General features: G+C 73.2%; 23 protein-coding genes. 9 read left to right on the forward strand and 14 right to left on the reverse strand.

The genetic code is table 11. The features are described from left to right. Positions 1–13 precede the first annotated feature (13 nt). The 4 genes from AB5J54_RS36810 to AB5J54_RS36825 form a co-directional block, all read right to left on the reverse strand. Positions 14–2,797: a molybdopterin-dependent oxidoreductase gene (locus AB5J54_RS36810; RefSeq protein WP_369148275.1), complete on the reverse strand. Its 2,784-nt coding sequence runs from the start codon at positions 2,795–2,797 to the stop codon at positions 14–16. Next, positions 2,794–3,627, reverse strand: coding sequence for a xanthine dehydrogenase family protein subunit M (locus tag AB5J54_RS36815; RefSeq protein ID WP_369148276.1), 834 nt, complete (start codon positions 3,625–3,627; stop codon positions 2,794–2,796). Before AB5J54_RS36815 ends, AB5J54_RS36810 begins: the two co-directional genes overlap by 4 nt. Before the next feature lie 293 nt (positions 3,628–3,920). Beyond that, a complete protein-coding gene (locus tag AB5J54_RS36820; RefSeq protein WP_369148277.1) occupies positions 3,921–4,721 on the reverse strand; it encodes a crotonase/enoyl-CoA hydratase family protein in 801 nt (266 codons plus the stop codon). 43 nt (positions 4,722–4,764) lie between these two features. Beyond that, positions 4,765–5,562 carry a VOC family protein gene (locus AB5J54_RS36825; protein ID WP_369148278.1) on the reverse strand — a complete coding sequence of 266 codons (798 nt, stop codon included), beginning with the start codon at positions 5,560–5,562 and terminating at the stop codon, positions 4,765–4,767. A gap of 112 nt (positions 5,563–5,674) precedes the next feature. Between AB5J54_RS36825 and AB5J54_RS36830 the strand changes: the two genes are divergently transcribed. Together AB5J54_RS36830 and AB5J54_RS36835 are read left to right on the forward strand one after the other, a co-directional pair. Beyond that, a complete protein-coding gene (locus tag AB5J54_RS36830) occupies positions 5,675–5,995 on the forward strand; it encodes a hypothetical protein (protein ID WP_369148279.1) in 321 nt (106 codons plus the stop codon). A 327-nt stretch (positions 5,996–6,322) separates the two neighbouring features. After that, positions 6,323–7,726 (forward strand): sulfatase, encoded by a 1,404-nt coding sequence (locus AB5J54_RS36835; protein WP_369148280.1) that lies wholly within the window; start codon positions 6,323–6,325, stop codon positions 7,724–7,726. Positions 7,727–7,769: 43 nt separating this feature from the next. Here AB5J54_RS36835 and AB5J54_RS36840 read toward each other — a convergent pair whose 3' ends face one another. After that, on the reverse strand, positions 7,770–8,693 hold the full coding sequence (locus AB5J54_RS36840) for a LysR family transcriptional regulator (RefSeq protein WP_369148281.1): 924 nt from the start codon (positions 8,691–8,693) through the stop codon (positions 7,770–7,772). 92 nt (positions 8,694–8,785) lie between these two features. On the opposite strand from AB5J54_RS36840, the gene AB5J54_RS36845 reads away from it, so the two are divergent. Together AB5J54_RS36845 and AB5J54_RS36850 are read left to right on the forward strand one after the other, a co-directional pair. Next, positions 8,786–10,222 (forward strand): MFS transporter, encoded by a 1,437-nt coding sequence (locus AB5J54_RS36845; protein WP_369148282.1) that lies wholly within the window; start codon positions 8,786–8,788, stop codon positions 10,220–10,222. 213 nt (positions 10,223–10,435) lie between these two features. Beyond that, a complete protein-coding gene (locus AB5J54_RS36850) occupies positions 10,436–11,701 on the forward strand; it encodes a serine hydrolase domain-containing protein (RefSeq protein WP_369148283.1) in 1,266 nt (421 codons plus the stop codon). A gap of 169 nt (positions 11,702–11,870) precedes the next feature. On the opposite strand, the gene AB5J54_RS36855 is transcribed toward AB5J54_RS36850, so the two are convergent. Both AB5J54_RS36855 and AB5J54_RS36860 read right to left on the reverse strand, forming a co-directional pair. Further along, entirely contained in the window at positions 11,871–13,055 is a 1,185-nt protein-coding gene (locus tag AB5J54_RS36855; protein WP_369148284.1) for an FG-GAP-like repeat-containing protein, read from the reverse strand. A gap of 150 nt (positions 13,056–13,205) precedes the next feature. Then, on the reverse strand, positions 13,206–13,973 hold the full coding sequence (locus tag AB5J54_RS36860; RefSeq protein WP_369148285.1) for a class I SAM-dependent methyltransferase: 768 nt from the start codon (positions 13,971–13,973) through the stop codon (positions 13,206–13,208). Between the two features lie 90 nt (positions 13,974–14,063). Here AB5J54_RS36860 and AB5J54_RS36865 point away from each other — a divergent pair, with 90 nt between their 5' ends. Then, entirely contained in the window at positions 14,064–14,579 is a 516-nt protein-coding gene (locus AB5J54_RS36865) for a winged helix-turn-helix transcriptional regulator (protein WP_369148286.1), read from the forward strand. A 212-nt stretch (positions 14,580–14,791) separates the two neighbouring features. Next, positions 14,792–16,687 carry a long-chain fatty acid--CoA ligase gene (locus tag AB5J54_RS36870; protein ID WP_369148287.1) on the forward strand — a complete coding sequence of 632 codons (1,896 nt, stop codon included), beginning with the start codon at positions 14,792–14,794 and terminating at the stop codon, positions 16,685–16,687. Between the two features lie 79 nt (positions 16,688–16,766). Here the strand turns inward: AB5J54_RS36870 and AB5J54_RS36875 are convergent, their stop codons facing one another. Then, positions 16,767–17,297, reverse strand: a complete 531-nt coding sequence (locus AB5J54_RS36875) for a DinB family protein (protein WP_369148288.1) — start codon at positions 17,295–17,297, stop codon at positions 16,767–16,769. Beyond that, positions 17,294–17,848: a helix-turn-helix domain-containing protein gene (locus AB5J54_RS36880; RefSeq protein WP_369148289.1), complete on the reverse strand. Its 555-nt coding sequence runs from the start codon at positions 17,846–17,848 to the stop codon at positions 17,294–17,296. Before AB5J54_RS36880 ends, AB5J54_RS36875 begins: the two co-directional genes overlap by 4 nt. A 170-nt stretch (positions 17,849–18,018) precedes the next feature. On the opposite strand from AB5J54_RS36880, the gene AB5J54_RS36885 reads away from it, so the two are divergent. Together AB5J54_RS36885 and AB5J54_RS36890 are read left to right on the forward strand one after the other, a co-directional pair. After that, positions 18,019–19,143, forward strand: coding sequence for an aryl-sulfate sulfotransferase (locus AB5J54_RS36885; protein ID WP_369148290.1), 1,125 nt, complete (start codon positions 18,019–18,021; stop codon positions 19,141–19,143). After that, positions 19,140–20,489 (forward strand): uracil-xanthine permease family protein, encoded by a 1,350-nt coding sequence (locus tag AB5J54_RS36890; RefSeq protein ID WP_369148291.1) that lies wholly within the window; start codon positions 19,140–19,142, stop codon positions 20,487–20,489. The genes AB5J54_RS36885 and AB5J54_RS36890 overlap by 4 nt, the downstream gene beginning before the upstream one ends. Here AB5J54_RS36890 and AB5J54_RS36895 read toward each other — a convergent pair. The 4 genes from AB5J54_RS36895 to AB5J54_RS36910 all read right to left on the reverse strand — a co-directional run bounded on the left by AB5J54_RS36895 (position 20,473) and on the right by AB5J54_RS36910 (position 23,476). Continuing rightward, positions 20,473–21,006: a rhodanese-like domain-containing protein gene (locus tag AB5J54_RS36895; RefSeq protein ID WP_369148292.1), complete on the reverse strand. Its 534-nt coding sequence runs from the start codon at positions 21,004–21,006 to the stop codon at positions 20,473–20,475. The two genes, AB5J54_RS36890 and AB5J54_RS36895, sit on opposite strands and share 17 nt — an antisense overlap. A 170-nt stretch (positions 21,007–21,176) precedes the next feature. Further along, positions 21,177–22,037, reverse strand: a complete 861-nt coding sequence (locus tag AB5J54_RS36900) for a DUF1684 domain-containing protein (protein ID WP_369148293.1) — start codon at positions 22,035–22,037, stop codon at positions 21,177–21,179. A gap of 246 nt (positions 22,038–22,283) precedes the next feature. Further along, positions 22,284–22,742, reverse strand: a complete 459-nt coding sequence (locus AB5J54_RS36905) for a hypothetical protein (protein WP_369148294.1) — start codon at positions 22,740–22,742, stop codon at positions 22,284–22,286. A gap of 290 nt (positions 22,743–23,032) precedes the next feature. Further along, a complete protein-coding gene (locus tag AB5J54_RS36910; protein WP_369148295.1) occupies positions 23,033–23,476 on the reverse strand; it encodes a VOC family protein in 444 nt (147 codons plus the stop codon). 148 nt (positions 23,477–23,624) lie between these two features. On the opposite strand from AB5J54_RS36910, the gene AB5J54_RS36915 reads away from it, so the two are divergent. Beyond that, entirely contained in the window at positions 23,625–24,827 is a 1,203-nt protein-coding gene (locus AB5J54_RS36915; protein ID WP_369148296.1) for a S8 family peptidase, read from the forward strand. Here AB5J54_RS36915 and AB5J54_RS36920 read toward each other — a convergent pair. Continuing rightward, the gene (locus tag AB5J54_RS36920; protein ID WP_369148297.1) at positions 24,811–25,746 is read right to left on the reverse strand and encodes an ROK family protein; all 936 of its coding nucleotides are present in this window, start codon (positions 25,744–25,746) and stop codon (positions 24,811–24,813) included. The two genes, AB5J54_RS36915 and AB5J54_RS36920, sit on opposite strands and share 17 nt — an antisense overlap. Between the last annotated feature and the right edge of the window lie 7 nt (positions 25,747–25,753).

Here is a 25,753-nt window from a genome sequence, read left to right on the forward strand (position 1 = left end):
GCATCCTCCAGGTTCATCCACCAAGGCCCCGCGCCCGGCGGTCCAGCGCGGCCCACACCCTGTCCCGGGTGACGGGCAGCTCGGTGAAACGGATGCCGGTCGCGTCGCGCAGGGCGTTGGCGAGGGCGGGGGCGACGGGGTTGAACGGGCTCTCGCTCATGGACTTGGCGCCCAGCGGCCCGATGGCGTCGGACGTCTCGGTGAAGTGGACCTCCGTGCGGGGCACATCGGCGTACTGGGGGAGCCGGTAGCGGCGGAACGCGGCCGTGGTGACCTCACCCCGCTCGTCGGTCCGCACGTTCTCGAAGAGGGTGGCGCCCAGCGCCTGGGCGACTCCGCCCTCCACCTGGCCGCGGCACTGCATCGGGTTCATGACCTTGCCGGCGTCGGCCGCGTGCACGCTCCGCAGGATCTGGATCTCCCCGCTGCCCGGGTCGACCGCGACCCGGAACCACTGGGCGTTGAAGGCCACCGACCGAGGCGAACCGCCCCAGTGGCCGTCCGCCGCCAGCTCCTCCGCCGCGCCGAGCGCGTGCCCCGCCTCGTACAGCTCCTTCAGGCTCACCGTACGACCGGCGCACTCCACGGCCTCGGCGCCGAGCACGCACAGGTGCCGGGCCACGCCCGTGTGGCGGGCGGCCAGGGTGCGCAGCCGCTCGGCGAGGGAGGTGGCGGCGAGCAGCACGGCCTTGCCGGCGACGACGGTGCCGGCCGAGCCGAAGGCGCCGGTGTCGTGCCGCACGACGTCCGTGTCGGACTGCCGGATCCTGAGGCGGTCCTCGGTGGTGTGGAGCGCGCCTGCGGTGATCTGCTGGTGGACGGTGGTGGTGCCGTTGCCGAACTCGGCGGTGCCGACGGCGATGTCGTACGTCCCGTCCTCCAGCAAGGACACCCGCGCGTCGGCGTAGTGGCCGCCGGGCGGCCCGGTCGCGATCATCGCCATCCCGGTGCCCTCGCCGACCAGCCAGCCCTCCGGGGCCTCCTCGGCGCTGCGGTCCTCGGCGAGGGCCCGGCGCACCACCGAGAGACACTGGTCGAGCCCGTACGAGGCGATGTGGAGGTCCTCCTCCTCGCCGATCGGGCTGTGCAGGGCCTCACCCGGGCCGATGATGTTCTTCTCCCGGAAGACCAGCGGGTCCATCCCGAGCCGCCGGGCCAGTTCGTCCATGACGGACTCGACGGCGAAGGTGACCTGGCCGAGCCCGTAGCCACGGAAGGCGCCCGCCGGGACGACGTTGGTGTAGACGGCGTACGCGTCGACCTTCTTGTGCGGGGCGCGGTAGACGGCGAAGGACTCGCCGACGCTGTGGAACATCACGGCCGGCCCGTGGTTGCCGTACGCGCCGGTGTCGGACACGACCCGCATCCGCACGGCGGTCAGGGTCCCGTCGGCGCGTGCCCCCACTGTGATGCCGATGGTGAAGGGGTGCCGGGTGGTGGCGCCGTGGAACTGCTCGGCGCGGGTGTACTCCAGCTTCACGGGCCGTCGCAGCTTCAGCGCGGCCAGCGTCACGATGTCCTCGGTGAGCATCTCCTGCTTGCCGCCGAAGCCGCCGCCGACCCGGCCCGCGACCACCCGCACCTCGTCCTCGGCCAGCCCGTACAGCGCGCACAGGGCGCGCCGGGTCAGGAACGGGGTCTGCGTGGAGGAGCGGACGGTGAGCCGTTCTCCCGTGCCGTCCTCCCTCGGCTCGAAGTACGCGACGCAGCCGTGCGTCTCCAGGCTGGCGTGCTGCACCCGCTGGGTGCGGAAGGTCTCCTCGTACACGACGTCCGCCTCGGCGAACCCCCGCTCGACGTCGCCGATCTCGCCGTGCACCTCGCCCGCCACGTTGTTCTCCGCGCGGGCGATCCGCGCCTCCGTGCCCTTGTCGCCGTGCAGCAGCGGCGCGCCCGGCCGCATCGCCGCCTCCGGGTCGGTGACGTGGGGGAGTTCCTCGTACGTCACCTCGATCCGGCGGCAGCCCTCCTCGGCGGCCTGCTCGCTGTCGGCGACGACGGCGGCGACCCGCTGCCCGACGTACCGGACGACGTCGTCCAGGACGCGGGTGTCGTCGGGGTCCTCGGTGGGGTGCTCGTGGCGCGCGCTGGAGTACCGGGTCGCGGGCGCGTCCTCGTGGGTGAGGACGGCATGGACCCCCGGGACGCGGAGGGCGGCCGCGGTGTCGATCGCGACGATCCGCGCGTGCGGGTGCGGGGAGCGGAGCAGCTTCATGTGCAGCAGCCCCGGTACCTCGACGTCGAAGGTGTACCGGGCCCGGCCCGTGACGACCTCGGGACCGGCCGGGGCGCCCACGTTCCGGCCGACGGCCTCGCCCGCGCAGGGCCGTTCGGTGTGCTTCACGCCGCGCACGGCGTCCTCGATCGCCCGGTAGCCGGTGCAGCGGCAGATGTTGCCCTTGAACGCGCGGGGCAGGTCGTCGAGCTTGCCGTCGTCGTGCGCGGTGCCCCGCTCGGCCTCCAGGGCGGCGGTGGTCATCAGGAAACCGGCCGTGCAGAAACCGCACTGGTAACCCTGCGCGTCGAGGAACCTCCGCTGGACCGGGTGGAGTTCGCCGTCCGGCGAGGCGAGCCCCTCCATGGTCGTGACGGCCCGCCCCTCGGCCCGCACCGCCGGGTACAGGCAGCTGTGCACCGGCTCTCCGTCGACGTGGACGGTGCAGGCGCCGCAGTCCCCGGCGTCACAGCCCTTCTTCACACCGAACCAGCCGCGCTCGCGCAGATAGGTGCGCAGACACTGGCCGGCCCGCGGCTCGTGGTCGAAGGAACGGTCGTTGACACGGACGTGGAAGCTCATCGGGTGTTCTCCTCGGCGGTACGGATCAGTTCGCGGCGGACTTCCTCGGCGAGCCGGAACCCCATGTGCCGCCGCCACTCGGGCAGTCCGTGGATGTCGTCGTACCAGTCCTCGTCCCGGACGGCGGCAGCGATCGCCGCCCGCAGCCCCTCGCGCGTCGGCGGCAGCGGGAACCAGAACCGGAACGGCCGTACGGTCGCCGCGCTGATCGTCACCGCCAGCGAGCCGTCGACCGGATCGAGCGTCCCGATGACCAGGGCGCCCGAGCGCCCGAGCCCGTACAGCGACGCCTGCCGGAACGCCGTACGACAGTCCAGGGCGCGCGCCGGCAGGGTGACCGAACGCAGCAGCTCGCCCTCCGCGAGGTCCTTGCGCCCGGCGCCCGTGACGAAGTCGACGACCCTCACCCGGCGCGACGAGCCGTCCTGCGCCCGGAGCAGACACGTGCCGTCGAGGGCGGCGGTCAGCGAGATCAGCGGCCCGGCCGGGAGCCCGTTGCACAGGTTCCCGCCGACGGTCGCCATGTTCCAGATCTTGAACGAGGCGAGGAAGGCCCGGCAGCACTGCTCGAACAAGGGCGCCGCAGGGGCGTCCATCGTCCGCCCGTGACGGGACAGCCGGGCGACGGTGCAGGTGGCGGCGATCTCCAGGGAGCCGTCGGGGTGGCGGGTGAGCGGCTCCCACCCCGTCCGGCTCAGATCGACCAGCCGGCGCAGATGCGGCTGCGGCTCGGAGAAGAGATACGTGCCACCGCCGAGCCACGCGTCGCCGGGACGCCACGGCTCGCGCAGCCGCGCGTCCCGGACGTCCGTCACCGTGTTCAGGTCCATGTCTCCCCACGCCTCCCGGTCACTGCTTTTCAGCCAGTGAAGCCCGGAGGAGGGAGGGGAGACGACTGGTGCGGTCGCCGGAAATCCTCGAACCCGCAGGCAGGGGGACTGGAGGATCGACCAGGGGCCGTCGGCGCTCCCCGCGGCGCTGCGCCCGCTCGGCCTGGCGCCCCCGGGGGTCCTAGCCATCCCGTACCTGCGGCCTCGACACCCTCCGTGGCGGCTGCGCGGAGATCGGACTCTCGTCGGTGGACCGGTGACCGGTCCCCGGGGGACGGACCGCCGGGTACGGATCAGGCGGTGAACGAACCGTGCCGGCCCGCCCCGGCCGCGAAGCGCGCCGCGCCCGAGAGGGTCTCACCGGCCGTCAGGGGCACCATGCCGTGCCGCAGTTCGTTCGCAAGCGCCTCGGGCTCGGGCAGGCCGTGCTGCTCCCGGACGGACAGACGGTCGTGCCGCAGGCACAGCCGGGGGAACCCGGCGATCTCCCGGGCGAGCTCCTCCGCCGCGGCCCGGCCCCGGCCCTTCGGTACGAGACGGTTGGCGAGCCCGATCTCGTACGCCTCCGCGGCCGGGACCGGCCGGCCCGTCAGGATCAGGTCCATGGCACGGCTCTCGCCGATCAGCCGTGGCAGCCGGACCGTGCCGCCGTCGATCAGGGGTACGCCCCAGCGGCGGCAGAAGACCCCCAGGACCGCGTCCTCCTCGACCACGCGCAGGTCGCACCAGAGGGCCAGTTCGAGGCCGCCGGCGACGGCATGGCCGCTGACGGCCGCGATGACCGGCTTCGTGAGGCGCAGCCGGGTCGGGCCCATCGGCCCGTCGCCGTCGGGCGCCACGCGGTTCCCGCGCCCGGTGCCGACGGCCTTGAGGTCGGCGCCCGCGCAGAACGTGCCGCCCTCGCCCCAGAGGACGGCGACCGCGGCGTCCTCGTCGGCCTCGAACGCGCGGAAGGCGTCGGCCAGTCGGGCGGCCGTCGGCCCGTCCACGGCGTTGCGGGCGGTGGGCCGTGACAGGACCACCGTGGTCACGGGTCCTTCGCGCTCGACGCGTACGGCGTCCTGGTCCGCCGGTGTCGCTGCTGCATCCGTCATGGGCGCATTCTCACGGGGCGGCGGCCGTGTTTCCATACCGGGATCAGCCCGCGGGCGGGGTGAGGACCACGAAGTCGGCGTTCGACGGGTCGAGACAGACGGCGAGCCGCCCGACGCCTTCCATGTCCACCGGGCCCATCTGCACGCTGCCGCCGCTCGCGTTGACCTTGTCGACCGTGGCGTCGCAGTCGGCGACGGCGAAGACGGGGTGCCAGTACGGCTTCCCGTGCGCGAGGGCGAGGTCCGCCTCCGCCACCTGCAGGAGACCGCCGTGCATGCGCTCCGCGGGAAGCCCCGCGGGCGTGATGAGGCTGTACGTCCCCGCGCCGCCCGGCAGTTCCATGTCGTCGAACCACCAGCCGAGGACTCCGCCGTAGAACTCCTTCGCGGCCGCCGCGTCGCTCGTGTACAGCTCGGTCCAGCTCAGGGAGACCGGCTCGTCCACCAGCTCGACCCCCTTGGTGTCGCCCGGCTGCCAGACGGCGAACTGTCCCCCCAGCGGGTCGCTGTACTGGGCCATCCGGCCCTGCTCGCCGTAGCTCTTCGGCGCCACCCGGACCGTGCCGCCCGCGCCCTCCACCGCCCGGGTCGTCTCGTCGGCGTCGGGGACGGAGTAGTAGATCATCCAGGCCGAGCGCGCGCCCGGCTCGGTCAGCCTGCCGAGTCCGGCGACGATCTTCCCGTCCGCGCGGAACATCCCGCCCTCGGCGTCCTGCCCCTCGCCCATGGGCTCGTACTCCCAGCCGAGCACGGCCCGGTAGAAGGCCGCGGCGGCCGGCACGTCGGGGGCGCCGAGGTCGAGCCAGCAGGGGGACCCCGGCACGAAGGCGGTGGTGAGCATGGCGATTCCCTTTCGCGGATCCAGTACGCCCCACCCTGGCACCGGACGCGGCCTCCCGCCCGTCGGCCGTCCCTGGGAGACTGTCCCGGTGACGCGGGGAGGACGTGACGACGTGACGACGAGGATGGCCGTGCTCTTCGAGCCCGAGCCGGGCACCTGGGGCCTGCGGGGCGACCCGTACGTCTGGCGTGCCCTGCGCGACCACCTGGCCGGGACGGACGTCCCGCCGTCGGTCCTCGCCGTCGACGCCCTGCTGCGGGCGGCGTTCGGCGAGGTCGTCGGCGTCGACCTCGCGTCCGCCGAGTCCTCGGTCGTCCACCGGAAGCGGTTCGCGCACGGCGGGATGTCCAGCGGCATGGTCCACCTCGACACCTGGCGCGAGCGGCTCCTGCCGCTGCTCGTCCAGCGGGCCGAGGCGCTGCTCGGCGCCTGACCGCCGCCCACCGGCGGGACGCCACGGCACGGCGCCGCCCATTTCATCCGCCGTACATGGAACCGCGGCCCGCTTCCCCCTACTGTCGTGAGCATGGCAGCAGGAACTCTCACTGCGCGCCGCCACGTCGACCAGGGACACATGGCGAGCGCCCTGTGTACGGTCGCCCCGGCGCGCTGACCGCGCCCCCTTCCCCCCCACGGGATCCCCACCTGGCGCCCCGCCTGACTCCCGTCTCTTCCCCTTCCGCACCACGGCCGACGGCACCTCGTGCGCCGTCCGTCCGTGGCGCCCCCCTGCGCCCACGCACCCGGAGGAATGGACATCATGAGCGAGAACCGACGACCGCAGGTCAGCCGGAGAGGCTTCCTCGGCGGCGCCGCCGCCGTCGCGGCCGCGACCGCCGTACCCGGCGTCGCACAGGTCGCCGCGGCCGGCCCCGCCGCTGCCGCCACCCGGCCGAACATCCTGCTGATCGTCACCGACGACCAGCCCAAGCACACCGAATGGGCGCTCCCCAAGACCGTCGCCTGGCTCGCCGACCAGGGCGTGAAGTTCACCAACGGCCACGTCACCACACCGCTCTGCGCACCCTCGCGCTCCAGCGTGTTCTCCGGCCGTCACGCGCACCACCACGGCGTACGCAACAACAAGGCCTCGTACGCGCTCGACCAGAGCACCACCGTGCAGAAGTACCTCAAGCAGGCGGGCTACCGCACCGGCCTGTTCGGCAAGTACCTCAACTCCTGGACGCTGGCGGACAATCCGCCGCACTTCGAGGAGTTCGCCCTCCTCCAGCCCGGCTACGTCGACGCCCAGTGGAACGTCAACGGCACCGTCCAGACGATCAACGGCTACACCACCACCATCGTCAAGAACCGCACGCTGAACTTCCTCGACAAGGCGGCCACCGACACCCGGCCCTGGTTCGCCTACGTCACGCCCTACGCGTCCCACGGCCCCCGCACCCCCGAGGCCAAGTACGCCGGCACCCCCGTGCCCGACTGGAACGGCCGCCCCTCCGTCCCCGAGAACGACCGCAGCGACAAGCCGGGCTACATCAAGAACGCCACCGGCACCCTCGCCGACGGCCAGACCATCCGCGCCGAGCAGCTGCGCACCCTGCTCTCCGTCGACGACGCCGTGCAGGCCTTCAAGGACAAGCTCCAGGCCCTGGGCCAGCTCGACAACACCCTCGTCATCTACATCGGCGACAACGGCTTCAGCTGGGGCGACCACGGCTGGACCGCGAAGTCGGTGCCCTACCGCCCGGCGCACGAGGTGCCGTTCTACCTCTCCTGGCCGGCCGGCGGACTGGGCGCGGGCACCCAGGACAACCGCATCGTCGCGAACATCGACATCGCGCCGACCATCCTCGACGCCGCCGGCATCACCCCGGGCGCCCCGCAGGACGGCCGCTCACTGCTCTCCGGCTACAGCCGCGACCACCTCCTCGTGGAGTGGTGGAAGCAGGGCACCGGCACCGGCGGCGCGCCGACCTGGTCCTCGTACGTGGCGAAGGACAAGCAGTACACCGAGTACTACGACCTGACGACCGACGTGAACGGCACGGTGTCCGGCACCGGCCAGGTGAAGTTCCGCGAGTACTACGACCTGGTCGACGACCCCTACCAGCTGACCAACAAGCTGTACCAGGCCACCCCGGCCGACGAGCAGGCCCTCGGCATCCCGGCCCTGGCCGCCCAGCTCGCCGCCGACCGAGCGGCCTGACCCACGGCCCCGGCACCCCTCCGCGCCACGGGGGTGCCGGGGCTCAGCCGTCCCGGCCGAGCAGCAGGTCCCGCACACAGCCGCGCAACCAGGCGTGCGCCGGATCGGCGTCGTGCCGCGGATGCCAGGCGAGACCGACCGGCAGCGGCGGCAGGTCGAGCGGGACCTCGAAGGTGACCAGCCCGAGGGACTCGGCCAAGGAGCGGCTCCGCTCGCTGATCAGGCCGACGAGGTCGGTGTCGCGCAGGACGAACAGCGACGCCGGGTACGTGCCGACGCTCGCGACCACCCGCCGCCGCAGCCCGTGCTCGGCCAGAGCGGTGTCGATCGGGCCGTGCAGCCGCCCCCGGCGGGACGTCACCAGATGGTCCACCTCCGCGAACCTCCGGCGCGTCAGGCGCCCCCGGAGGAGCGGATGCCCCGCCCGGACGACCGCGAGCATGCGGTCGTCCAGGACGTGCTCGGTGCGCACCTCGGGATGAACCGTGTCGATGACACCGATCTCCAGGTCGGCGACGCCCTCCCGCAGCGTCGGCGCGTCGATGTGACTCTCGTTCAGGAACCGCAGCCGCACCCGCGGAGCCTCCCGCCCGGCGCGCGCGAGCAGGGCCGGACCGAGCAGGGCGGGATGGGAATCCTGACCGAGCACCGTGAACGTCCGCGCGACGGCCCGGAGATCGGTGGGACCCGAGGCCGCGAACAGCGCCCGCGCCCGCTCCACGACCGCGCCGACCTCGGCCCGTACGGACAGCGCGTACGGCGTCGGCACCATCGCGCGCCCCGCACGCACGAGGATCGGATCGCCGAGCGCCTTCCTGATCCGGCCGAGGGTACGGCTGGTGGCGGGCTCGGACAGATGCAGCCGCCGGGCCGCTCCCCGCACGCTCTGTTCCTCCAGAAGGACGTCGAGGGCGACGAGAAGATTGAGGTCGAGACCGGTCGGGTCCGCCGATTGCGTCATACGCACTCATCCCTTGCGAAAGATGCACTGGAAGTAATCCACGGGCCGAGCCTACGGTGGGCGCACATCCCCTCACCACGACGCTCCCCGGAGGAGCCATGTCCTCGCCTGCCCTCTCGACGCCACCCGCCGCCCCGGCCGACACCGCGCCGAGCCCGCTGAAGCGGTCGACCCTGCTCGCCCTGTGCGCCTGCGTCCTCGTCGCCCAGAGCATGGTCGCCGCCATCAACCTCCTCATCCCCCAACTCGCCGCCTCGGCCCTGCATCCGACCTCCACCGAGCTGCTGTGGACGGTCGACGCGTACGTCATCGTCTTCGCCGGACTGCTCATCCCCGCCGGAGCGCTCGGTGACCGCCGGGGCCGCAAGGGCGTCCTGCTCGCCGGACTCGCGCTCTTCGCCGCCGGGGCCACGCTCAGCGCCCTGGCCACGTCGCCCGCCCTGCTGATCGCGGGCCGAGGGGTGTCCGGCGCCGGAGCCGCCTGCATCATGCCCGCGACCATGTCGATCCTCGTCCAGCTCGCCGGACCCGAACGCCGGGCCCGGGCGCTCGCCTCCTGGACCCTCGCCGTCGGCCTGGGCGGCCTCGCGGGGAACGTCGGCGGGGGAGCCGCCGGCCAGTTCCTCACCTGGCGGGCCCTGTTCTGGGTGATGGTCCCCCTGGGCGCACTGCTCGCCCTGACCGTCGCGGTCGCCGTGCCGCGCACCGAGCGCTCCCCGCACGGACGCCCCGACCCCCGGGGCACCCTGCTGCTCGTCGCGGCCCTGGTCGCCCTCCTCGCGGGCATCATCGAAGGCCCGGTGTACGGCTGGACCTCACCCCGCATCCTCGCCTTCTTCGCCGTGGGTGCGGCACTGACCGCCCTGTTCACCCGGTACGCGCTCCGCTCGCGGGCCGCCCTGTTCGACCCGCGGGTCTTCCGCTCCGGACAGCTGCGCGCCGCCGTCCTCGGCACGGCCACCGGCTTCTTCGGCCTCTTCTCGCTCTTCTACGCCAACTCGCAGTACCTCCAGTACGTCAAGGGGTACGGCCCCGCCGTCACCGGCCTCGCCATCGTCCCGCTCACGATTGGCATGGCCCTCTTCCCCAAGGTCGCGACCCGCTGGCAGGCCGCCTCGGGACCGCGCCCCACCGTCACCACCGGGCTGGCCCTGATCGGCGCCGGGCTCCTGGGAGCCTCCACCGCCGGCGCGGCCACACCGTACGCGCTGTACGCCTGCTGGCTCCTCGTCATCTCGGCGGGCACCGGCCTGTGCATGCCCGCCCTGACGGTCGGCGTCGTCACCGCCCTCCCCGCCCACCAGGCGGGTCTCGGCTCCGGCCTCGGCACCTCGGCCCGTGAGATGGGCGCCGCCCTCGGCGTGGCCGTCACCGGCACCGTGCTCGCCGTCCACGAGGCCGACGCCCGCGCGGGCTCCTTCGCCGACGCGATGAGCCCGGCGCTGCGCACGGTGGGCGCGGTCGTCCTGGTCGCCACGGTCCTGGTGACCCTCGGCTACCGGACCCGGCCCGGCGCGACCGCGCCCACCGGCTGACGGGACGCCACCCCGGGCCGTCCACCACGCGCGCGCGTGTGAGCCGGATGGCGCAGGCGGCGCGCGGCGGAGCCCGTACCGCGAGAAGGTGGCCGGATCCTGGGACAGGACGGCCTGGTGGCCGACGAGCGCCCGTACGGCCGGTCCTCCGGCCGCATCCGGGCCCGTGCCCACCGTCCGCCGTGCCCGGTCCCGCAACCGAGGAGGTAGCGCATGCCCCGACGTGTTCCCGCCGCGTACGCCGGGCGGAATTCCACGAGCTCCGCCCGTGGCCGCACCGGACGCCGCCCCGGGCGCCGATTCCGCACGGCGGCCGCCGGGGCGGTCGTGGCGGCCGCCGTCCTGGCCGGCGCCGCGACGGCACCGGCCACGGCCGTCCCGTACGACGGCGGTCACGGAGACCCGGCACTGCGGAAGGCCCTCGCCGACCTGGTGGGAGCGCCGGGCGGCCCGCCCGGCGCGATCGCGGTCCTCACCCGGGACGGCGTACGGCAGGTCTACCGGGCCGGCACGGCCGAGGTGGGCACGGGACGCCCGCCCCGGCCCGACGACCACATGCGCATCGCCAGCGTGGCCAAGGCCTTCAGTGGCGCCGTCGCGCTGAGCCTCGTGGACCGGCGGGCCCTGGACCTGGACGACACCATCGGCCGGCGCCTGCCCCACCTGCCCGCCGACTGGCACGCGGTGACCCTGCGCCAGCTCCTCCAGCACACCAGCGGACTCCCGGACTTCAGCAAGAGCAAGGCCTTCCAGGACATCGTCCGCGCCGACCCCCGCCACCACTTCGACTCCCGCCGCCTCCTCGACTTCGTGGCCGACCAGCCGCTCCTCTTCCCGCCGGGCAGCCGCTACGCCTACTCCAACTCGGACAACATCGCCGTCGCCCTCATGGCCGAACAGGCCACCGGCCGACCGTACGAGTCGCTCCTGAAGCACCTCGTGTACCGCCCGCTCGACCTCACGGAGACCAGCCTCCCCCAGGGCTACCGCCTGCCCCGGCCCTTCCTGCACGGCTACTTCACCGCCCCGGGCGAGCCGCCCGAGGACGTGAGCGAGGCGGTCAGCGCCTCCGGCGCCTGGGCCTCCGGCGGCATCGTCTCCACCCCCGCCGACCTCAGCAGGTTCATCGGCGGCTACGCCGGACCGGAGCTGCTCACGCCCATGACCCGTCAGGCCCAGCAGGACTTCCTCCCCGGCGGTGCCTCGGAACCGGCCGGACCCGGCGCCAACGCGGCCGGTCTCGGGCTCTTCCGCTACACCACCCGCTGCGGCACGGTCCTCGGCCACACCGGCAACACCCCCGGCTACACGCAGTTCGCCGCGTCGACGCGGGACGGCCGACGCACGGTGACGGTCTCCGTCACCAGCCAGGTCACGACGAACCCGGCCCTGCTGACCCGACTGCGCGCCGTCGAGGAGCAGTTCGTCTGCGCCCTGCTGAACGACCGGGGCCCGGGGGCCTGGGTGCCCCGACCCTAGGCTTGTCCGGAAAGTCCCGCCTGGGCCGCGACGCCTGGCACGTCCCGGGCGCCGCGGCCCCTGCCCTCCGGGCAGACGGCGCTGCTTTCCGGACAGGCCCACGTACTGCAGCGGCCTTTGCCGGGTGCGTGAAAGGGCCCCCGCCCGGAGGCGAAGGCCCTTTCGAGGCTCAGAAGGCGCCGTTCAGGTCCCGCCAGTCGCCGCCGCCGAGCCAGTCGCCGGCTCCGAGGCCGCCGCTGCCCGTACCCGCGTACCGGTACAGCATGCCGTCCTCGGCCTTCGTCGCGATGAGGTCCGGTCGGCCGTCGCCCGACCAGTCGCCGTTGGCGATGATCGCCGGCATGCCGTTCCAGCCGCCGCTACCGACCAGCACACGCGAACCGAGCGCGCCGGCCCTGCCCGGGTAGAGCCAGAGCTTGCCGGTCGACGCCTCGCGGGCGTAGAGGTCGGCCCGGCCGTCGCCGTTCATGTCACCGACGCCCGCCAGGGCGTTCATGCCGTTCCAGCCGCCGTTGCCGAGCAGCTTGCGTGCGCCCAGGGTGCCCGGGGAGGTGCCCGGGTACAGCCACAGCCTGCCGGTGGACTTCTCCACCGCGAGCAGGTCGGCCCGCGCGTCGCCGGTCAGGTCGCCGAACGCGGCGATCCGGCTCATGCCGTTCCAGCCGCCGGCGCCGATCAGCCTGCGCGTGCCGAGGCCGCCGGTCCCGGTGCCGGGGTAGAGCCACAGTCTGCCGGTGGACGCCTCGCGGACGATCACGTCCTCGCGGTTGTCCCGGCTGAAGTCGCCGTGCCGGACCATGGCGTCGAAGGCGTTCCAGCCGCCCGTGCCGACCAGACGGCCATTGCCGTCACCGGGCAGGAACCACAGGCGTCCGACCAGGTCACGGACGAGGACGTCCGCCCTCCGGTCGCCGTTCATGTCGCCGAAGCCCGCGGCCGTGGGCGAGGTCTCCGTGAGCCAGTAGGGGTACGCGGGTCCCTCGCACTCCCGGATCGTGCGGACGATCTTCACCGAACTGACGGACCTGCTGGCGATGCTGGTGGTGTAGCCGTCGTTCCCGTACCGCCCGGCACCGTCCACGTAGTTCGGCTCGTTGAAGGTGCAGGCGAAACCCGGCGTGCGGTTGATGATCAGGCGGAACTTGTTGTCCCACGTGCCCAGTGTCGCCTTGCTCGACTGCGTCTTGAACATCGAGCCCGTGCTGTCGGTGTTCGCCCACGCACAGAAGTACCCCGTGGGGCAGTCGCTCACCGCCGCCTGTGCGGGCGCGGCGCCCGCGCCGAGCAGGCCGAGCGAAGTGAGTCCCAGCGCGCCGGCCGAGGCGGCCAGACGCCGGAACAGGGGTGTACGCATGAATTCCCTCCCTGATGTGACGCGTGCGTGATTCAACGCGCCACAGCAAGGACCGTATCCGCATGCCTCCGCCCCGCTGCCACGTGGTTCCACCGGCCCTCCCAGGCCCTCGCAGGCCCTCGCAGGCACTACGAGAGGCGGGGGAGCGGCTCAGGACCGGTGGACCGCGTACCCCAGGTACGTCACCACCGGGCTGCCGTCCTCCTCGATGACCATGTCGACCAGGGCCGGCAGCTGCTCGTCGGTCAGTGTGCCGCGCCTGCGCCCGCGCGTCGCCCGCACCAGACTGCGTACGTCACGGGGCTTGAACGACGAGACGTCCCGGGCGGAGAGTCCCGCCCGCCCGAGGGCCTCGGCGAGCTCCGCCGGGCGGCGCAGCCGGTGCGCGGCGTAGCGGCCGGGAGGCATGATCCGCGTGCCGGGGAACGCCTGGAAGGCGCCGAGGTAGATGAGGCGGGACAGGGGAGTGCGGTTCACCGTGTCGTAGACGAAGGCTCCGCCGTGGCGCAGGACGCGCGCGGCCTCCGCGAGGACCGCGTCCGGCCGCTCGGTGATCTCCAGGGTGTCGGCGCAGTACACGAGGTCGAACGAGCCGTCGGGCAGGTCGAGTTCCTCCGCGGGTGAGGTCAGATAGCTGACGCCGGGGTCCTCGTCCGCCGCCACGGCGAGGGCCGTCGCGGCGGGGGAGGGGTCGGCGGCGACGACCTCGAAACCGAGCTGTGCGAGGCCGCGGGCGAGCAGACCGCGCCCGCTGCCGACGACGAGCGCCCGGCCGCCGTCCGTCGGCAGGCTCAGCTCCGCGAGCACGCGCCGCAGGTAGTCGAGCCGTACGGACTGGAAGGTCAGGGCCCGGATGTGGCGGCCGTCGACGGCCGTGGGGCCGGCCGAGTCGAGTGCGATGTGCGGGGCGACGGGCATGGCGGCTCCCTCGACGATCGGGTGAGTTCCCTCGGTAAACCTAGCATCGTCCAGTTCCCCGAGGGAACTCGTCGCGGATAGGATGGCGGTGTGACCAGAACCCCGCTCTCCGACGTCGCCTGCTCGATCGCCCGCGCGACCGACCTGTTCGGCGACGCCTGGACGGCCCTGATCATGCGTGACGTCCTCGTCGGCATCCGCCGCTTCGACGAGTTGGTGGAGGACCTCGGCCTCTCCCGCAAGGTCCTCGCCGCGCGTCTCGCCCGGCTCGTCGAGGAGGGCGTCCTCGCGCGCGAGCGGTACCAGGACAGTCCGCCGCGCGAGGAGTACGTGGCCACCGAGAAGGGCCGGGAGCTCTACCCCGTGCTGCTCGCGCTGATGGCGTGGGGGGACAAGTGGTACGCGGGGCCCGCGGGTCCGCCCGCCCGGATCCGCCACGACGCCTGCGGGCACGTCGGCACCCCGGTCGTGGCCTGCGAAGCCTGCCGGGAGCCGCTCACGGTCGCCGACACCACCCAACTCCCGGGCCCCGGCGGCCGGGTGGGGCCGGGCACGCGACTCCTCGGCCCGCTGATCGCGGCGCGCGGGGAGAGGGACGGGAGCTGACGACACCTTCGGCGGCGGCCTGGAGGCGGACGGGCTTACGCCCCTTGGAGGCGGACGGGAGCTGACGACCCCTTACGCGGCGGCGGCCTGGAGGTCGACGGGAGCTGACGACCCCTTACGCGGCGACGGGTTTCCCCCTTAATCTCACCTCCTGCGCGCAAGTTACCTGCCGGTCACCAACGTTGGCCGGCGCACTGGGTCCGGAGGTCGCCATGAGTTCCGCGCAACACCTGCTCGAAAACCGGCCGCGTTCGGTGGCGCACCTCTTCCTCTCGCGGGTCGAGGCCACACCCGACCGGGAGGCCTACCGCTACCCCGTGCCGGCCGGTCAGGGCGCCGAGGGCGCCGAGGGCGCCGAGGAGTGGCGCTCGCTGACCTGGGCCCAGACGGCCGAGCGGGTGCGGGCGATCGCCGCCGGTCTGCTCGCCCTCGGCCTGCGGACCGAGGAGCGCGTGGCCATCTCCTCCTCGACGCGGGTGGAGTGGATCTTCGCCGACCTCGGGGTGATGTGCGCGGGCGCCGCCGCCACGGCCGTCTACCCGAGCACCGACGCCGACGAGACGGCGTACATCCTCGCGGACTCCGACAGCCGGGCGATCTTCGTCGAGAACGCCGCCCAACTCGCCAAGGTCGTCGAGCACGCGGACCGCCTGCCCGGCCTCGGCCACGCGATCCTCTTCGACCCGGAGGCGGACCTCCCGCAGGTCAAGGGCCTGGAGGTGCTGTCCCTCGCCGACCTGGAGGAGCGCGGCACGGCGTACCTCCAGGAACACCCGGACGCGATCGACACGACCGTCGGGGCCATCGAGCGGGAGCAGCTCGCCACCCTGATCTACACCTCCGGGACCACCGGCCGCCCCAAGGGGGTGCGTCTGGTGCACGACTGCTGGTCCTACCAGGGCGCCGCGCAGGAGGTCAGCGGGCTCCTCGAACCCGGCGACGTGCAGTTCCTCTGGCTGCCGCTGTCCCACGTCTTCGGCAAGGCCCTGATCTCCGGCCAGGTGCAGACCGGGCACGTGATGGCGGTCGACGGCCGGATCGACCGCATCGTCACCAACCTGCCCGTCGTCCGGCCCACCGTGATGGCCTCGGCGCCGAGGGTCTTCGAGAAGGTCTACAACGGCATCGCCGCGAAGGCGAGGGCCGAGGGCGGCGCGAGGTACAGGGTCTTCCGGTGGGCGGCGAAGGTGGCGCGCGACTACGCCAGGACCGGGCAGGAGAGCATGGTGGCGACGGGCAGCCGCAAGGTGCCCCTGTGGCTGAGCGCCCAGCACGCCCTCGCCGACAAGCTCGTCTACGGCAGGATACGGGCGGCCTTCGGCGGAGAGCTCCGCGGCAGCGCCTCGGGCAGCGCCGCGCTCGCCCCCGACATCGGCTACTTCTTCGCCGGCGCGGGCGTGCCCGTCCTGGAGGGCTACGGCCTGACGGAGACCAGCGCGGCCTGCACCGTCAACCCGGTCGACGACTACCGCGTGGGCACGGTCGGCAGGCCCCTGCCGGGCACCGAGGTCCGCATCGCCGAGGACGGGGAGATCCTCCTGCGGGGGCCCGGCATCATGCGCGGCTACCACAACCTTCCCGAGAAGACCGCCGAAGTCCTGGAGAGCGACGGCTGGTTCCGTACCGGGGACATCGGCGAGATCGACAAGGAGGGCTTCGTCCGGATCACGGACCGCAAGAAGGACCTGTTCAAGACCTCGGGCGGCAAGTACGTGGCGCCCACCGAGATCGAGGGCCGGTTCAAGGCGGTCTGCCCGTTCGTCAGCAACATCCTGGTCATCGGCAACGGCCGCAACCACTGCACGGCCCTCATCGCGCTCGACGAGACCGCGATCATGCCGTGGGCGGCCTCGAACGGCCTCGGCGGCCGCGCCTATGCCGAGGTCGTCGCCGCGCCGGAGGTGCACGCGCTGATCGACGCCTTCGTCCAGCGCGTCAACGGCGGCCTCCAGCGCTGGCAGACGATCAAGAAGTTCTCGCTCCTGCCGCGCGACCTGGACGTCGAACACGGCGAGCTCACGCCGAGCCTCAAGGTGAAACGCCCTGTCGTGGAGCGCGAGTACGCCGAACTCGTCGAGGCCATGTACGAGGGCGCCCGCGAGGCCTGAGGCCGGCCCGCGGCCCCGTCCGGTACGGCACTCCCGGCGCCGTACCGGACGTCACCCGTCACCCGTCACCCGTCACTCGTCACTCGTCACCCGTCACCCCGTCGGTCCGCTCTCGCAGGAAGTCGGCGTGACCGTTGTGGCGGGCGTACTCCTGGATCATCAGCATGTACACCCAGCGCAGGCTGAGGGAGACCCCGCGCGAGGACAGGAAGGTCTCGTCGAGGTCGTGGCCGGCCGCCGCCGCGTCGCAGGCCTCGACCTCGGCCCGGAACAGCCCGAAGTCCCGCTCGGCGTCGGCCGCGAGCACTCCGTCGAGTCCCTCGTTGCCGTCCGCCGGGCCGGTGAAGACGTCCCCGAGATCCTCACCCGCGAAGCCGCGCCGGAACCACCACCGCTCCACCTCCGCCATGTGCCGGACCAGGCCGAGGAGCGTAAGGTCCGAGGGCTCCACCGTCGCGCGCGCCAACTGGCCCGGGTCGAGCCCGGCGCACTTGGCGAGCAGGGTCTCCCGGTGCCAGGTGAGCCACCCCTCCAGCATCTGACGCTCCGTCACGGAGCCCAGGCCGCCCAGCTGTTGGGTGCGTACGACCGGGGGTGCCGTCCAGGTCATGGCTCCAGCACCTCCACGTGGTCCCCGATCGCGACCGCCAGGATCCGGGAGCCCGGTTCCGTGGTGCGCCAGCGGTGGCGGACGCCCCCGGACAGCAGCAGCGTGTCCCCGCGGCCCAGTCGGTGGAGGCGGCCGTCGGCCTCCACCTCCACCGCGCCGTCCGCCACGTACAGCAGCTCGTCGTTCCGGTGCCGGAACTCGCGGTCCGCCTCGTGCGCGCCGACGAACTCGAGCGCGTGCAGCTGATGCCGGCCGCGCACCACCGGACGGACGCGCGCCTCCCGGTCGAGGCCGCTGTCGTCGTCGGCGCGCACCACGTCGACCGTACGGGTCTCGTCGGAGGCCGCGAGCAGCTGGACGGCCGTGGTCCCGAGGGCGTCCGCGATCCGCTGGAGCGAGCGCATGCTGGGCCGCGCCCGGTCGTTCTCGATCTGGCTCAGGAAGGGGGAGGACAGTCCGCTGCTCCGCGCCACCTCGGCGAGCGTCAGGTCGAGTGCCCGTCGCCGGCGGCGCACGGCGGCGCCCACCCGCGGTGTGTTCGCGGCCTCCATGGATGGTCCCGTCCTTTCCCTCCGGCACCCGGTGGCGCCTGACGGCACCCTACGCGGCCCGGCCCGGAAGCCCGGAAACGGTTTCGTACTCCCGACACACGCCCGTCACACAACGCCTCTACCGTCAAAGTCGGTTGTTCTCATCAAAGAAAGTTTGAAGGAGCCCCGACGTGCCCCCGATCGACCAGAACTCACGCCGCCGACGTCCCACCGGCCTCATCGCCCTCGACGAGACGGCCGCGTCCGAGGGCTACACCCTCTACGCACCCCTCACCGGCACCGGCGAGGTCTACCTCATCGACCTCCACGGCCGCACCGTCCACCAGTGGAACCTGCCGTACCGCCCCGGCCGCCACGCCCGACTGCTCGCCGACGGCACCCTCGCCTACAACGGCGTCCTCCCGGGGGAGAAGGCCCTCTTCCCGATGTGGCACAAGTACCGCGGCGGCGTCATGCTCCGCGCCGCGGCCGACGGAACCGTGCTGAGCGAGCACCGCGACCCCCTCCAGCACCACGACGCCCACCACCTCGACGACGGCCGCATCCTCTACACCGCCCTGGAACCCCTCGCCGGGGCCGAGGCGGCGGCGGTACGCGGCGGAGTGCCCGGCTCCGAAGCCGAAGGCGGCCTCGTGTGGGCCGACACCATCAAGGAGGTCGGCCCGGACGGCGCAGTCCTGTGGTCCTGGCGCGCCGCCGAGCACCTCGACCCCGAGGCCTTCCCGCTGCACGAGGCCTACGCCCGCGAGCACTGGCCGCTGATCAACAGCGTCACCCCCCTGCGGGACGGCAACATCCTCGCCAGCCTGCGCAGCGTCTCGGCCGTCGTCGTCATCAGCCGCGACACCGGCGAGATCCTCTGGCGCAGCCGCCCCGGCACCGTCAGCCAGCAGCACGCGCCCACCGAACTGGACGACGGCCGGCTGCTCGTCTTCGACAACGGCGTCTTCCGGCCCGGCCACGACGTCCCCTACTCCCGCGTCGTCGAGATCGACCGGACCGACGGCGAGATCGTGTGGGAGTACCACGACCCGGCCCGCGAGTTCTTCTTCGCGCCCTTCATGGGCTCCGCGCAGCGCCTCCCGAACGGCAACACGCTCGTCACCGACTCTCCGTCCGGCCGGCTCTTCGAGGTGACGAAGGACGGCTACCTGTGCTGGGAGTACGTCGTCCCCTACTTCGCCGGCTACGGCGAGAGCGAGGTCCGCAGCCTCTTCCCGTCCCAGCCCAACGCCGTCTTCCGCGCCTACCGCTACTCCGCCGCCGACATCCCGTGGCTGGAGGCGACGGCATGACGACCACACCCACCGCAAGACCCGCGGACGCCCGCCCGGTCGAGGACGTCGACGCGCGCGTCCCGTACCGGCGCCTGGCCCCGCTCGCGGCCCAGCACGTCCTCGCGATGATCGCCGCCCCGGTCTCCACCGTCTTCCTCGTCGCCGGCAGTCTGAAGATGACACCGGCAGCGACGGCCTCCCTGCTCAGCACCGTCCTGCTGCTCTGCGGCGCGGGCGCCCTGCTCCAGTCCCTCGGCGTGTGGCGGATCGGCGGCCGGCTCCCGTTCGTCATGCTGCCCGGCGGCGCCGCGACCGCGCTGTTCCTCCAGATCGCCCAGGAACACGGACCGGCGACCGCGACCGGCGCCGTTCTCCTGGCGGCCGCGCTGCTGCTCGCCGTCCTTCCCCTGTACGCCCGTGTCGTACGGCTCTTCCCGCCGCTGGTCATGGGCGTGACCGTGCTGCTCATCGGGATCGCGATGATCCGGGTCGCCGCCCGGCTCGTCACCGGTCCGGACGGCACGGGGGAGCCGCGCGCCGTGCTCCTCGCCGCCCTCACGGTGGCGGCGACCGTCGCCGCGTACGTGTTCCTGCGGGGCGTCTGGCGACAGACCTCCGTCCTCCTCGGGATGGCGGCGGGAACCGTCGTCGCGGTGGTGACCGGCCTGGGCTCGTTCGGCCCGGCGGCCGGCAGCGGCTTCGCCCTGCCCGTGTTCCTGCCCTTCGGCGCACCGCGGTTCGACCTGCTGGCCGCGCTTCCGCTCCTCGTGTTCAGCCTCACGACCCTGGCCGAGATCACCGGGCAGACCGTGCTCAACAGCGAGACCGTGGGCCGGACTCCGGCCCCCGAGCGCGACGTTCCGCGCGTCGCCCGCGCCGACGCCCTGGTGTCCCTGGCCGGCGGTCTCTTCGGCACCTCCCTCATGGTCACCAGCGCCGAGAACATCGGCATCGGCCGGCTCACCGGCGTCCGCAGCCGCTTCGTGACCGCCGGTGCCGGAGTGCTCCTGGTCGTCCTCGGCCTGGCCACGCCCGTCTCCCGGGCCCTGGCCGGCATACCCGAGGCCGTCGTGGGCGGTTCCGCCCTCGTGGTCTACGCCGTGATCGCCGTCATGGGCGTCGAGATGCTCCGACGGGCCGATCTGTCCGGTACGGGCACGGGCTCGCTGACCGCCGCCCTCGCGCTGACGGCGGGACTGCTGCCGCTGCTCAGCCCGGACCTGTACGCGGGCTTCCCCGGCTGGGCCCGGACGATCCTGGGCAGCGGCGTCGTCGCCGGCACCCTGACGGCCGTGCTCCTCACGGCGCTGCTCGGCCGGGTCCGCCGCCCTGGAGGCACGGACGTCGTCAGCCCCGCCGATTGAACGGAAGCCGGCCCAGAACGACCGCCATGCCGCAGGTGTCGGTGACCGCCGAGAACACCAGGCCTCCCGCGATCGCCGCCGACAGCAGCGGGAACGCCGGATGCACGAGCAGCCCGAGGACGAGCCCGAGCAGCACCAGGGCCCCGGCGGTGAAGCGCACCTGGCGCTCCATCCCCCAGACGGCTCGTACGGGACCGGGCGGGTACTCGAGACCGTGACCGGCGTCGGCCCAGGCCCGGGTGCCGCCGGCGAGGCTCGCGGCGGGGATCCCGTGGGAGGCGAGGACCGCGGCGCCCTTCTCGGAGCGGGTGCCCGAGGCGCACACGAGGAGCAGCGGCCCGGTCTCCGCGGTCCGCCGCAGGTCCGCGAGGCTGTCGTCGATGAGGGGCAGGGGAACGTTGACGGCACCCGGCAGCCGGCCGGAGGCGAACTCTCCGGGGGTGCGGACGTCGACCACGTTCAGCTCGGGCAGCCGCGGCAGGGCTTCGTCGACGCTGAGGGTGCTTGAAATGCCCATGGGAACCTGTCCTCGCGAGAAACGGAACGCGCCGGCGGCGGGACCGTGTGCCCGGGATGCTAGGCGAGTCGGGGCCGCGCCGCCGGGAAGCGGACGGGATCGCCACGGGGTTGCCACGACGCCGTCACGTCGTGGCAACACTGCGCGGCGACACCGTCCGGGGGCCTCCGTCAGTCGACCGGGCCGCGCTCGTGGGGGATCCGCTCTCCGGCCTCGACGGCGACCGGCAGCCGGTTCTCGGCCGGCGGCAGCGGGCAGGTCGCGAAGTCGGTGTAGGCGCAGGGCAGGTTGGTCGCGCGGTTGAAGTCGAGCACGACCGTGCCGTCGGGCCCGGGGGTCTCCACGGTGAGATTCCGGTTGGCCGCGTAGGTGGTGACGCCCGAGGTCGCGTCGGTGAACAGCAGCGTGAGGCTGCCGGGCGCGTGCCCGTTGAACGCGGTCAGGCTCAACTCCTGTCCGTCCAGCCGGAAGACGACCCGGCCGGGAGCGTCGTACACGTGCTGCAGTCCCTCGACGGAGGCGCCGACCGTCGTCGGCCGCGGCTCGTCGAAGGTCTCGTACCGGCCCGTGACCACCCAGCGCGGATCGGGCTCGTACGCGGGCGTGCCCTTGAAGTCGGCCCGCAGCGGGTGGGCGGGGTTCCGCGGGCGGACGATGTCGTTGCCGCCGCGCTTGGCGACCTCCAGCACGGTGTCGCCCCACACGGCGTCGATGCCACTGCGCTCCGGGATGACGCCGAACAGGTGTCGCCCCCGGACGACGTGGCCGTCGACGACGAGTTCGGTGCCCTCGTCGAGCTCGACGACGACGCCTTCGGGGCCGGTCGACCAGGTGCCCGGCGTGCCGGGGAAGGTCTGCGGCTCGGTGGAGAGCCAGTGCAGACCGGTGATCGCGAGGAAGCCGTGCTCCGCGGCCAGCCGGGCGTCCTTGCCCTGGTGCCACTTCTCCCATTCCGCGGCGAAGAGCTCCGGATCGACGTCGACGGCCTCTCGGCCGGCCTCGGGGGCACGGGTGGTGTCATGGACGCTCATGCGTCTCCTCCTGCTGAGGTGAAAGGGGGTGAAGGCAGGACGAGGCCGTCAAAGGGCGCCCAGGAGTCGTGGGGCGTGTGCGTCGGTGTCCGGACGCCGGGTCGAGGCCTCGGTGTCAGCGGGAACACGCCATGGTCGTGACGCGCACGTAGTCCACGTGTCGGCGCGTCACGAGAAGGCTCATGGATGCAGCAAAACACACCTCCGGTGCGGGGCGCCAGTGCTCCCCGCACGGCCGGCATCGGCTCAGGCGATCCGGTTCCCCCGGTCGTCGCAGGGGAGTTCGGTGATCCTGCTGGGGACGAGGAAGTCGCGGGTGGCCTGCCGCTCGGCCTCGGTGATCGCCGTCGGCTCGACGTCGATGATGCCGCCGAAAGGCCGGTCGACGTCCCGGATGATGCACAGGGTCGTGGTCAGCAGTGCGGTGATCACCACAAGGGTGATCACCTGGCCGCGGTTGTTCCTGCGGGGCAGGCAGATGCCGAGGCCCATCACGGTGATGGCCAGGGTGGCGAGCAGGAACCAGAGGATGGCGCCGGGGATGCTGGCCGTGGCCTGGGTCAGGCGCTCCTCCCGCTCGTCGGAGCGCTTGTTGTCGGCGGCGAACAGCATCCCGAAGACGGGCTTGCCCTCCAGGGTGCGGAAGGTCGTACGGAAGTCCGTGGACCAGACGCTGGGGGCCGGGGAGCCCTCGCCGTCGCTCATGGCCGGCCACTCCTGCTCGCGGACGGCGCGGGCGTAGCAGACGGCGTCGCCCTTCGTCGTCCTCGCTGAGCAGCCTGGGCCTGAGGAACCGGTTCGCGGCCGGTCCGGCGAGCAGAGCGCCCAGGGCGGCGAGGATGACGAGCAGCACGAGAGGACACCTCCGGGAACGGCCGGAGGCCTCGGGTGGCTCCGGCGGGGGCGCCGATCATGACCCGGCACGTCAGTGGGCGGGAACAGCGGAAACGTTCGCTCGCCCACGCACGGAGGACAGCCGTTGGGCCGCGCGGCCGTCAGCCGAGCTCTTCGGCCAGGCCTACGACGATGCCCTCCGGGCCGCGGAGGTAGCAGAGCAGGTAGACGTCCTCGTACCGCACCACCTCGCCGACGAGTTCGGCGCCGTGGGAGGCGCGCAGACGGGCGACGGTCGCGTCGATGTCGTCCACGGCGAACATGACGCGCCGGAGGCCCAGCGTGTTCACCGGCGCGTCCCGCGGTTCGGGGCTGATGGCCTTCGGCGTGTGGAACTTCGCCAGCTCGATCTTCCCGTGGCCGTCCGGGGTGCGCAGCACGGCGATGTCCTCGCGGCAGCCGTCGATTCCGACGACACGATCGACCCACCGGCCCTCCAGGGGCCTCCGGCCTTCCAGCTCCATGCCGAGCTCGACGAAGAACGACAGGACGGCGTCGAGGTCTTCGACGACGATGAGGACGTTGTCCATCCGCTGGATCGCCATGCGGGGTCTCCTGACATCTCGGGTACCGCGGGCTCGTGACCCTAGCGGATGGACATTGCGGCGATAAATGCGGCATTCGTTGGAATCGATCAGAATCGCTCAGAGATGTCGTAGGGCGTGATCGTTTCTGCATGGTGGCCTCACCGGCATGAACGCACGTACCAGACTCGCTCTCGCGAGCGTCGCCCTGACCGCCGTCACCGTCACCGTCACCGCCCCGGCGACGGCCGCGTCCGGGGCCGCCGCCGGTCCGGAGCCGACCCCGGCCCCGCTCGTCACCGCCGCCAACGCGGTGCCCGGCAAGTACATCGTCACCCTCGACAGGACGGTCGACGCCGCCCAGGCCGCCGAGCAGCTGAACCTCAAGCCCACGTTCGTCTACGAGAAGGCCATCAACGGCTTCGCGGCCCCGCTGACCGAGCTCCAGCTGGCGGTGGTCCGGAACACCCCGGGGGTGGCCTCGGTCGAGGAGGACGCGGTGGCGCTCGCGCCGCCCCAGCCGACCGCGCCGGCGGCGACCCGCGGCCCGGCCGCCTCCTGGGGCCTGGACCGGATCAACCAGTGGAACCTGCCGCTCGACAACGACTTCACCACCCGTGGCAGCGGCGCCGGGGTGACCGCGTACATCCTCGACACCGGCATCGACTACCACCACGACGAGTTCGGCGGCCGCGCCGCCTTCGGTTTCGACGCGATGGGCGACGGACGCTACGGCCAGGACTGCAACGGCCACGGCACGCACGTCGCGGGCACGGTCGCCGGGAAGACGTACGGGGTCGCCCGCAAGGCCTCCCTGGTGAGCGTCCGGGTCCTCGGCTGCGACGGGCGCGGCACGTACTCCGGCATGATCGCCGGGCTCGACTGGGTCGCCAGGAACGCCCGGCAGCCGGCCGTCCTCAACGGCTCCCTGGGCGGCGACAAGTCCGTCGCCCTGAACGACGCCGCCACGGCGCTCTTCGACGCGGGCGTCCTGCCCGTCATCGCGGCGGGCAACTCGGCGAAGGACGCCTGCGACGTCTCGCCCGCGTCGGCGCAGGGCGTGCTCACCGTCGCCGCCTCCAACATCTGGGACGAGGAGACCTCCTTCTCCAACCACGGCCCGTGCGTCGAACTCTTCGCACCCGGCCAGGACATCGTCTCGGCGCGGATCGGCGGCGGCTCGATCGCCCAGAACGGCACCTCCATGGCCGCCCCGCACGTGGCCGGGGTCGCCGCGCTCTACAAGGCCGAACACCCCGCGGCGGCCCCGGCCGAGGTCGCCGAGTGGATCGACGACAACGCCACGAAGGGTCTGCTGAGCAACGTCAGCGGAGGCACCCCGAACAAGCTGCTGTTCACCGGCGGCCTGTAGCCGGCTCCCCGGACGTCCGCACGCCCCCACGATCCGGGCACGAACCGGCGCGTGGGGGCACCGCGAGCAGATCCGCGGCGAGCAGCCCCGCACCCAGGCACCCCGCGGCCGCCCCGAGCGCCGCGGGCACGAGCTCGGGCAGCTTCCGGAACGCGATGCGCTCCTTCACGGCGGCGCGCAGCGGCACGAAGAGCGTGTCCCCGGCCTCGGCGAGACCGCCACCGATGATCACGGTGCGGCAGTCGAGCAGGGTGTGCGCGGTGATCAGGCCGTCGGCGAGGGCCTCGACCGCCGCCCGCCACACCTCGGCCGCCGCCGCGTCCCCCCTCCTGACGGCCCGGACGCAGCCGGCGGCGCCGGCGTCCGCCGCCCCGCTCGCGGCGGCCCAGTCGCGGGCGACCGCGGCGGGCGAGGGGACCGCGTCCAGGCAGGCGCGCCGGCCGCAGCCGCACGCGGGACCGCCGGGGCGGACGACGACGTGGCCGATCTCGCCGGCCCCGCCGTGGGCACCGGTCTCGACACCGCGACCGGTCCCGACCGCGCCGGCGACACGGCGACCGAGCGACACGAACAGGAACCCGCCCGCCCCGCGCCCCGCCCCGAGGCGGCCCTCGGCGAGGCCGGCGGCACGGACCCCGTACGCCACCGCGACGGGGATCCTCCCCAGCCTCCGGCCCAGCAACTCCCGCAGCGGGACCTCTCGGAGGCTGCCGGGCACGGCGACACCCGCGGCCTCCGCGCCCGTCCCGAACCGCCTCTGCCCCTCGGCCCGGAGCTCCTCCGCGCACCGCAGGACCGACTCCACGACGGACCCGCGACCGAACGCCCGCCGCGCCTCGTGCAGCGGCGTCCCGTCGAGCCCGACCAGCGCCGCCCGCACCCCGGTTCCGCCCCCGTCCAGGGCGATGACGTGCCTCATGCGAAAG

It is taken from the genome of Streptomyces sp. R44, from assembly GCF_041053105.1.
Taxonomy (GTDB): Bacteria; Actinomycetota; Actinomycetes; order Streptomycetales; family Streptomycetaceae; genus Streptomyces.

Bases quoted from the DNA above. Each gene is read 5' to 3' on its own strand.
- AB5J54_RS36810 (WP_369148275.1), bottom strand. From the start codon at position 2,797: ATGAGCTTCCACGTCCGTGTCAACGACCGTTCCTTCGACCACGAGCCG.
- AB5J54_RS36815 (WP_369148276.1), bottom strand. From the start codon at position 3,627: ATGGACCTGAACACGGTGACGGACGTCCGGGACGCGCGGCTGCGCGAG.
- AB5J54_RS36820 (WP_369148277.1), bottom strand. From the start codon at position 4,721: ATGACGGATGCAGCAGCGACACCGGCGGACCAGGACGCCGTACGCGTC.
- AB5J54_RS36825 (WP_369148278.1), bottom strand. From the start codon at position 5,562: ATGCTCACCACCGCCTTCGTGCCGGGGTCCCCCTGCTGGCTCGACCTC.
- AB5J54_RS36835 (WP_369148280.1), top strand. From the start codon at position 6,323: ATGAGCGAGAACCGACGACCGCAGGTCAGCCGGAGAGGCTTCCTCGGC.
- AB5J54_RS36845 (WP_369148282.1), top strand. From the start codon at position 8,786: ATGTCCTCGCCTGCCCTCTCGACGCCACCCGCCGCCCCGGCCGACACC.
- AB5J54_RS36850 (WP_369148283.1), top strand. From the start codon at position 10,436: ATGCCCCGACGTGTTCCCGCCGCGTACGCCGGGCGGAATTCCACGAGC.
- AB5J54_RS36855 (WP_369148284.1), bottom strand. From the start codon at position 13,055: ATGCGTACACCCCTGTTCCGGCGTCTGGCCGCCTCGGCCGGCGCGCTG.
- AB5J54_RS36860 (WP_369148285.1), bottom strand. From the start codon at position 13,973: ATGCCCGTCGCCCCGCACATCGCACTCGACTCGGCCGGCCCCACGGCC.
- AB5J54_RS36870 (WP_369148287.1), top strand. From the start codon at position 14,792: ATGAGTTCCGCGCAACACCTGCTCGAAAACCGGCCGCGTTCGGTGGCG.
- AB5J54_RS36875 (WP_369148288.1), bottom strand. From the start codon at position 17,297: ATGACCTGGACGGCACCCCCGGTCGTACGCACCCAACAGCTGGGCGGC.
- AB5J54_RS36880 (WP_369148289.1), bottom strand. From the start codon at position 17,848: ATGGAGGCCGCGAACACACCGCGGGTGGGCGCCGCCGTGCGCCGCCGG.
- AB5J54_RS36890 (WP_369148291.1), top strand. From the start codon at position 19,140: ATGACGACCACACCCACCGCAAGACCCGCGGACGCCCGCCCGGTCGAG.
- AB5J54_RS36895 (WP_369148292.1), bottom strand. From the start codon at position 21,006: ATGGGCATTTCAAGCACCCTCAGCGTCGACGAAGCCCTGCCGCGGCTG.
- AB5J54_RS36900 (WP_369148293.1), bottom strand. From the start codon at position 22,037: ATGAGCGTCCATGACACCACCCGTGCCCCCGAGGCCGGCCGAGAGGCC.
- AB5J54_RS36905 (WP_369148294.1), bottom strand. From the start codon at position 22,742: ATGAGCGACGGCGAGGGCTCCCCGGCCCCCAGCGTCTGGTCCACGGAC.
- AB5J54_RS36910 (WP_369148295.1), bottom strand. From the start codon at position 23,476: ATGGCGATCCAGCGGATGGACAACGTCCTCATCGTCGTCGAAGACCTC.
- AB5J54_RS36915 (WP_369148296.1), top strand. From the start codon at position 23,625: ATGAACGCACGTACCAGACTCGCTCTCGCGAGCGTCGCCCTGACCGCC.
- AB5J54_RS36920 (WP_369148297.1), bottom strand. From the start codon at position 25,746: ATGAGGCACGTCATCGCCCTGGACGGGGGCGGAACCGGGGTGCGGGCG.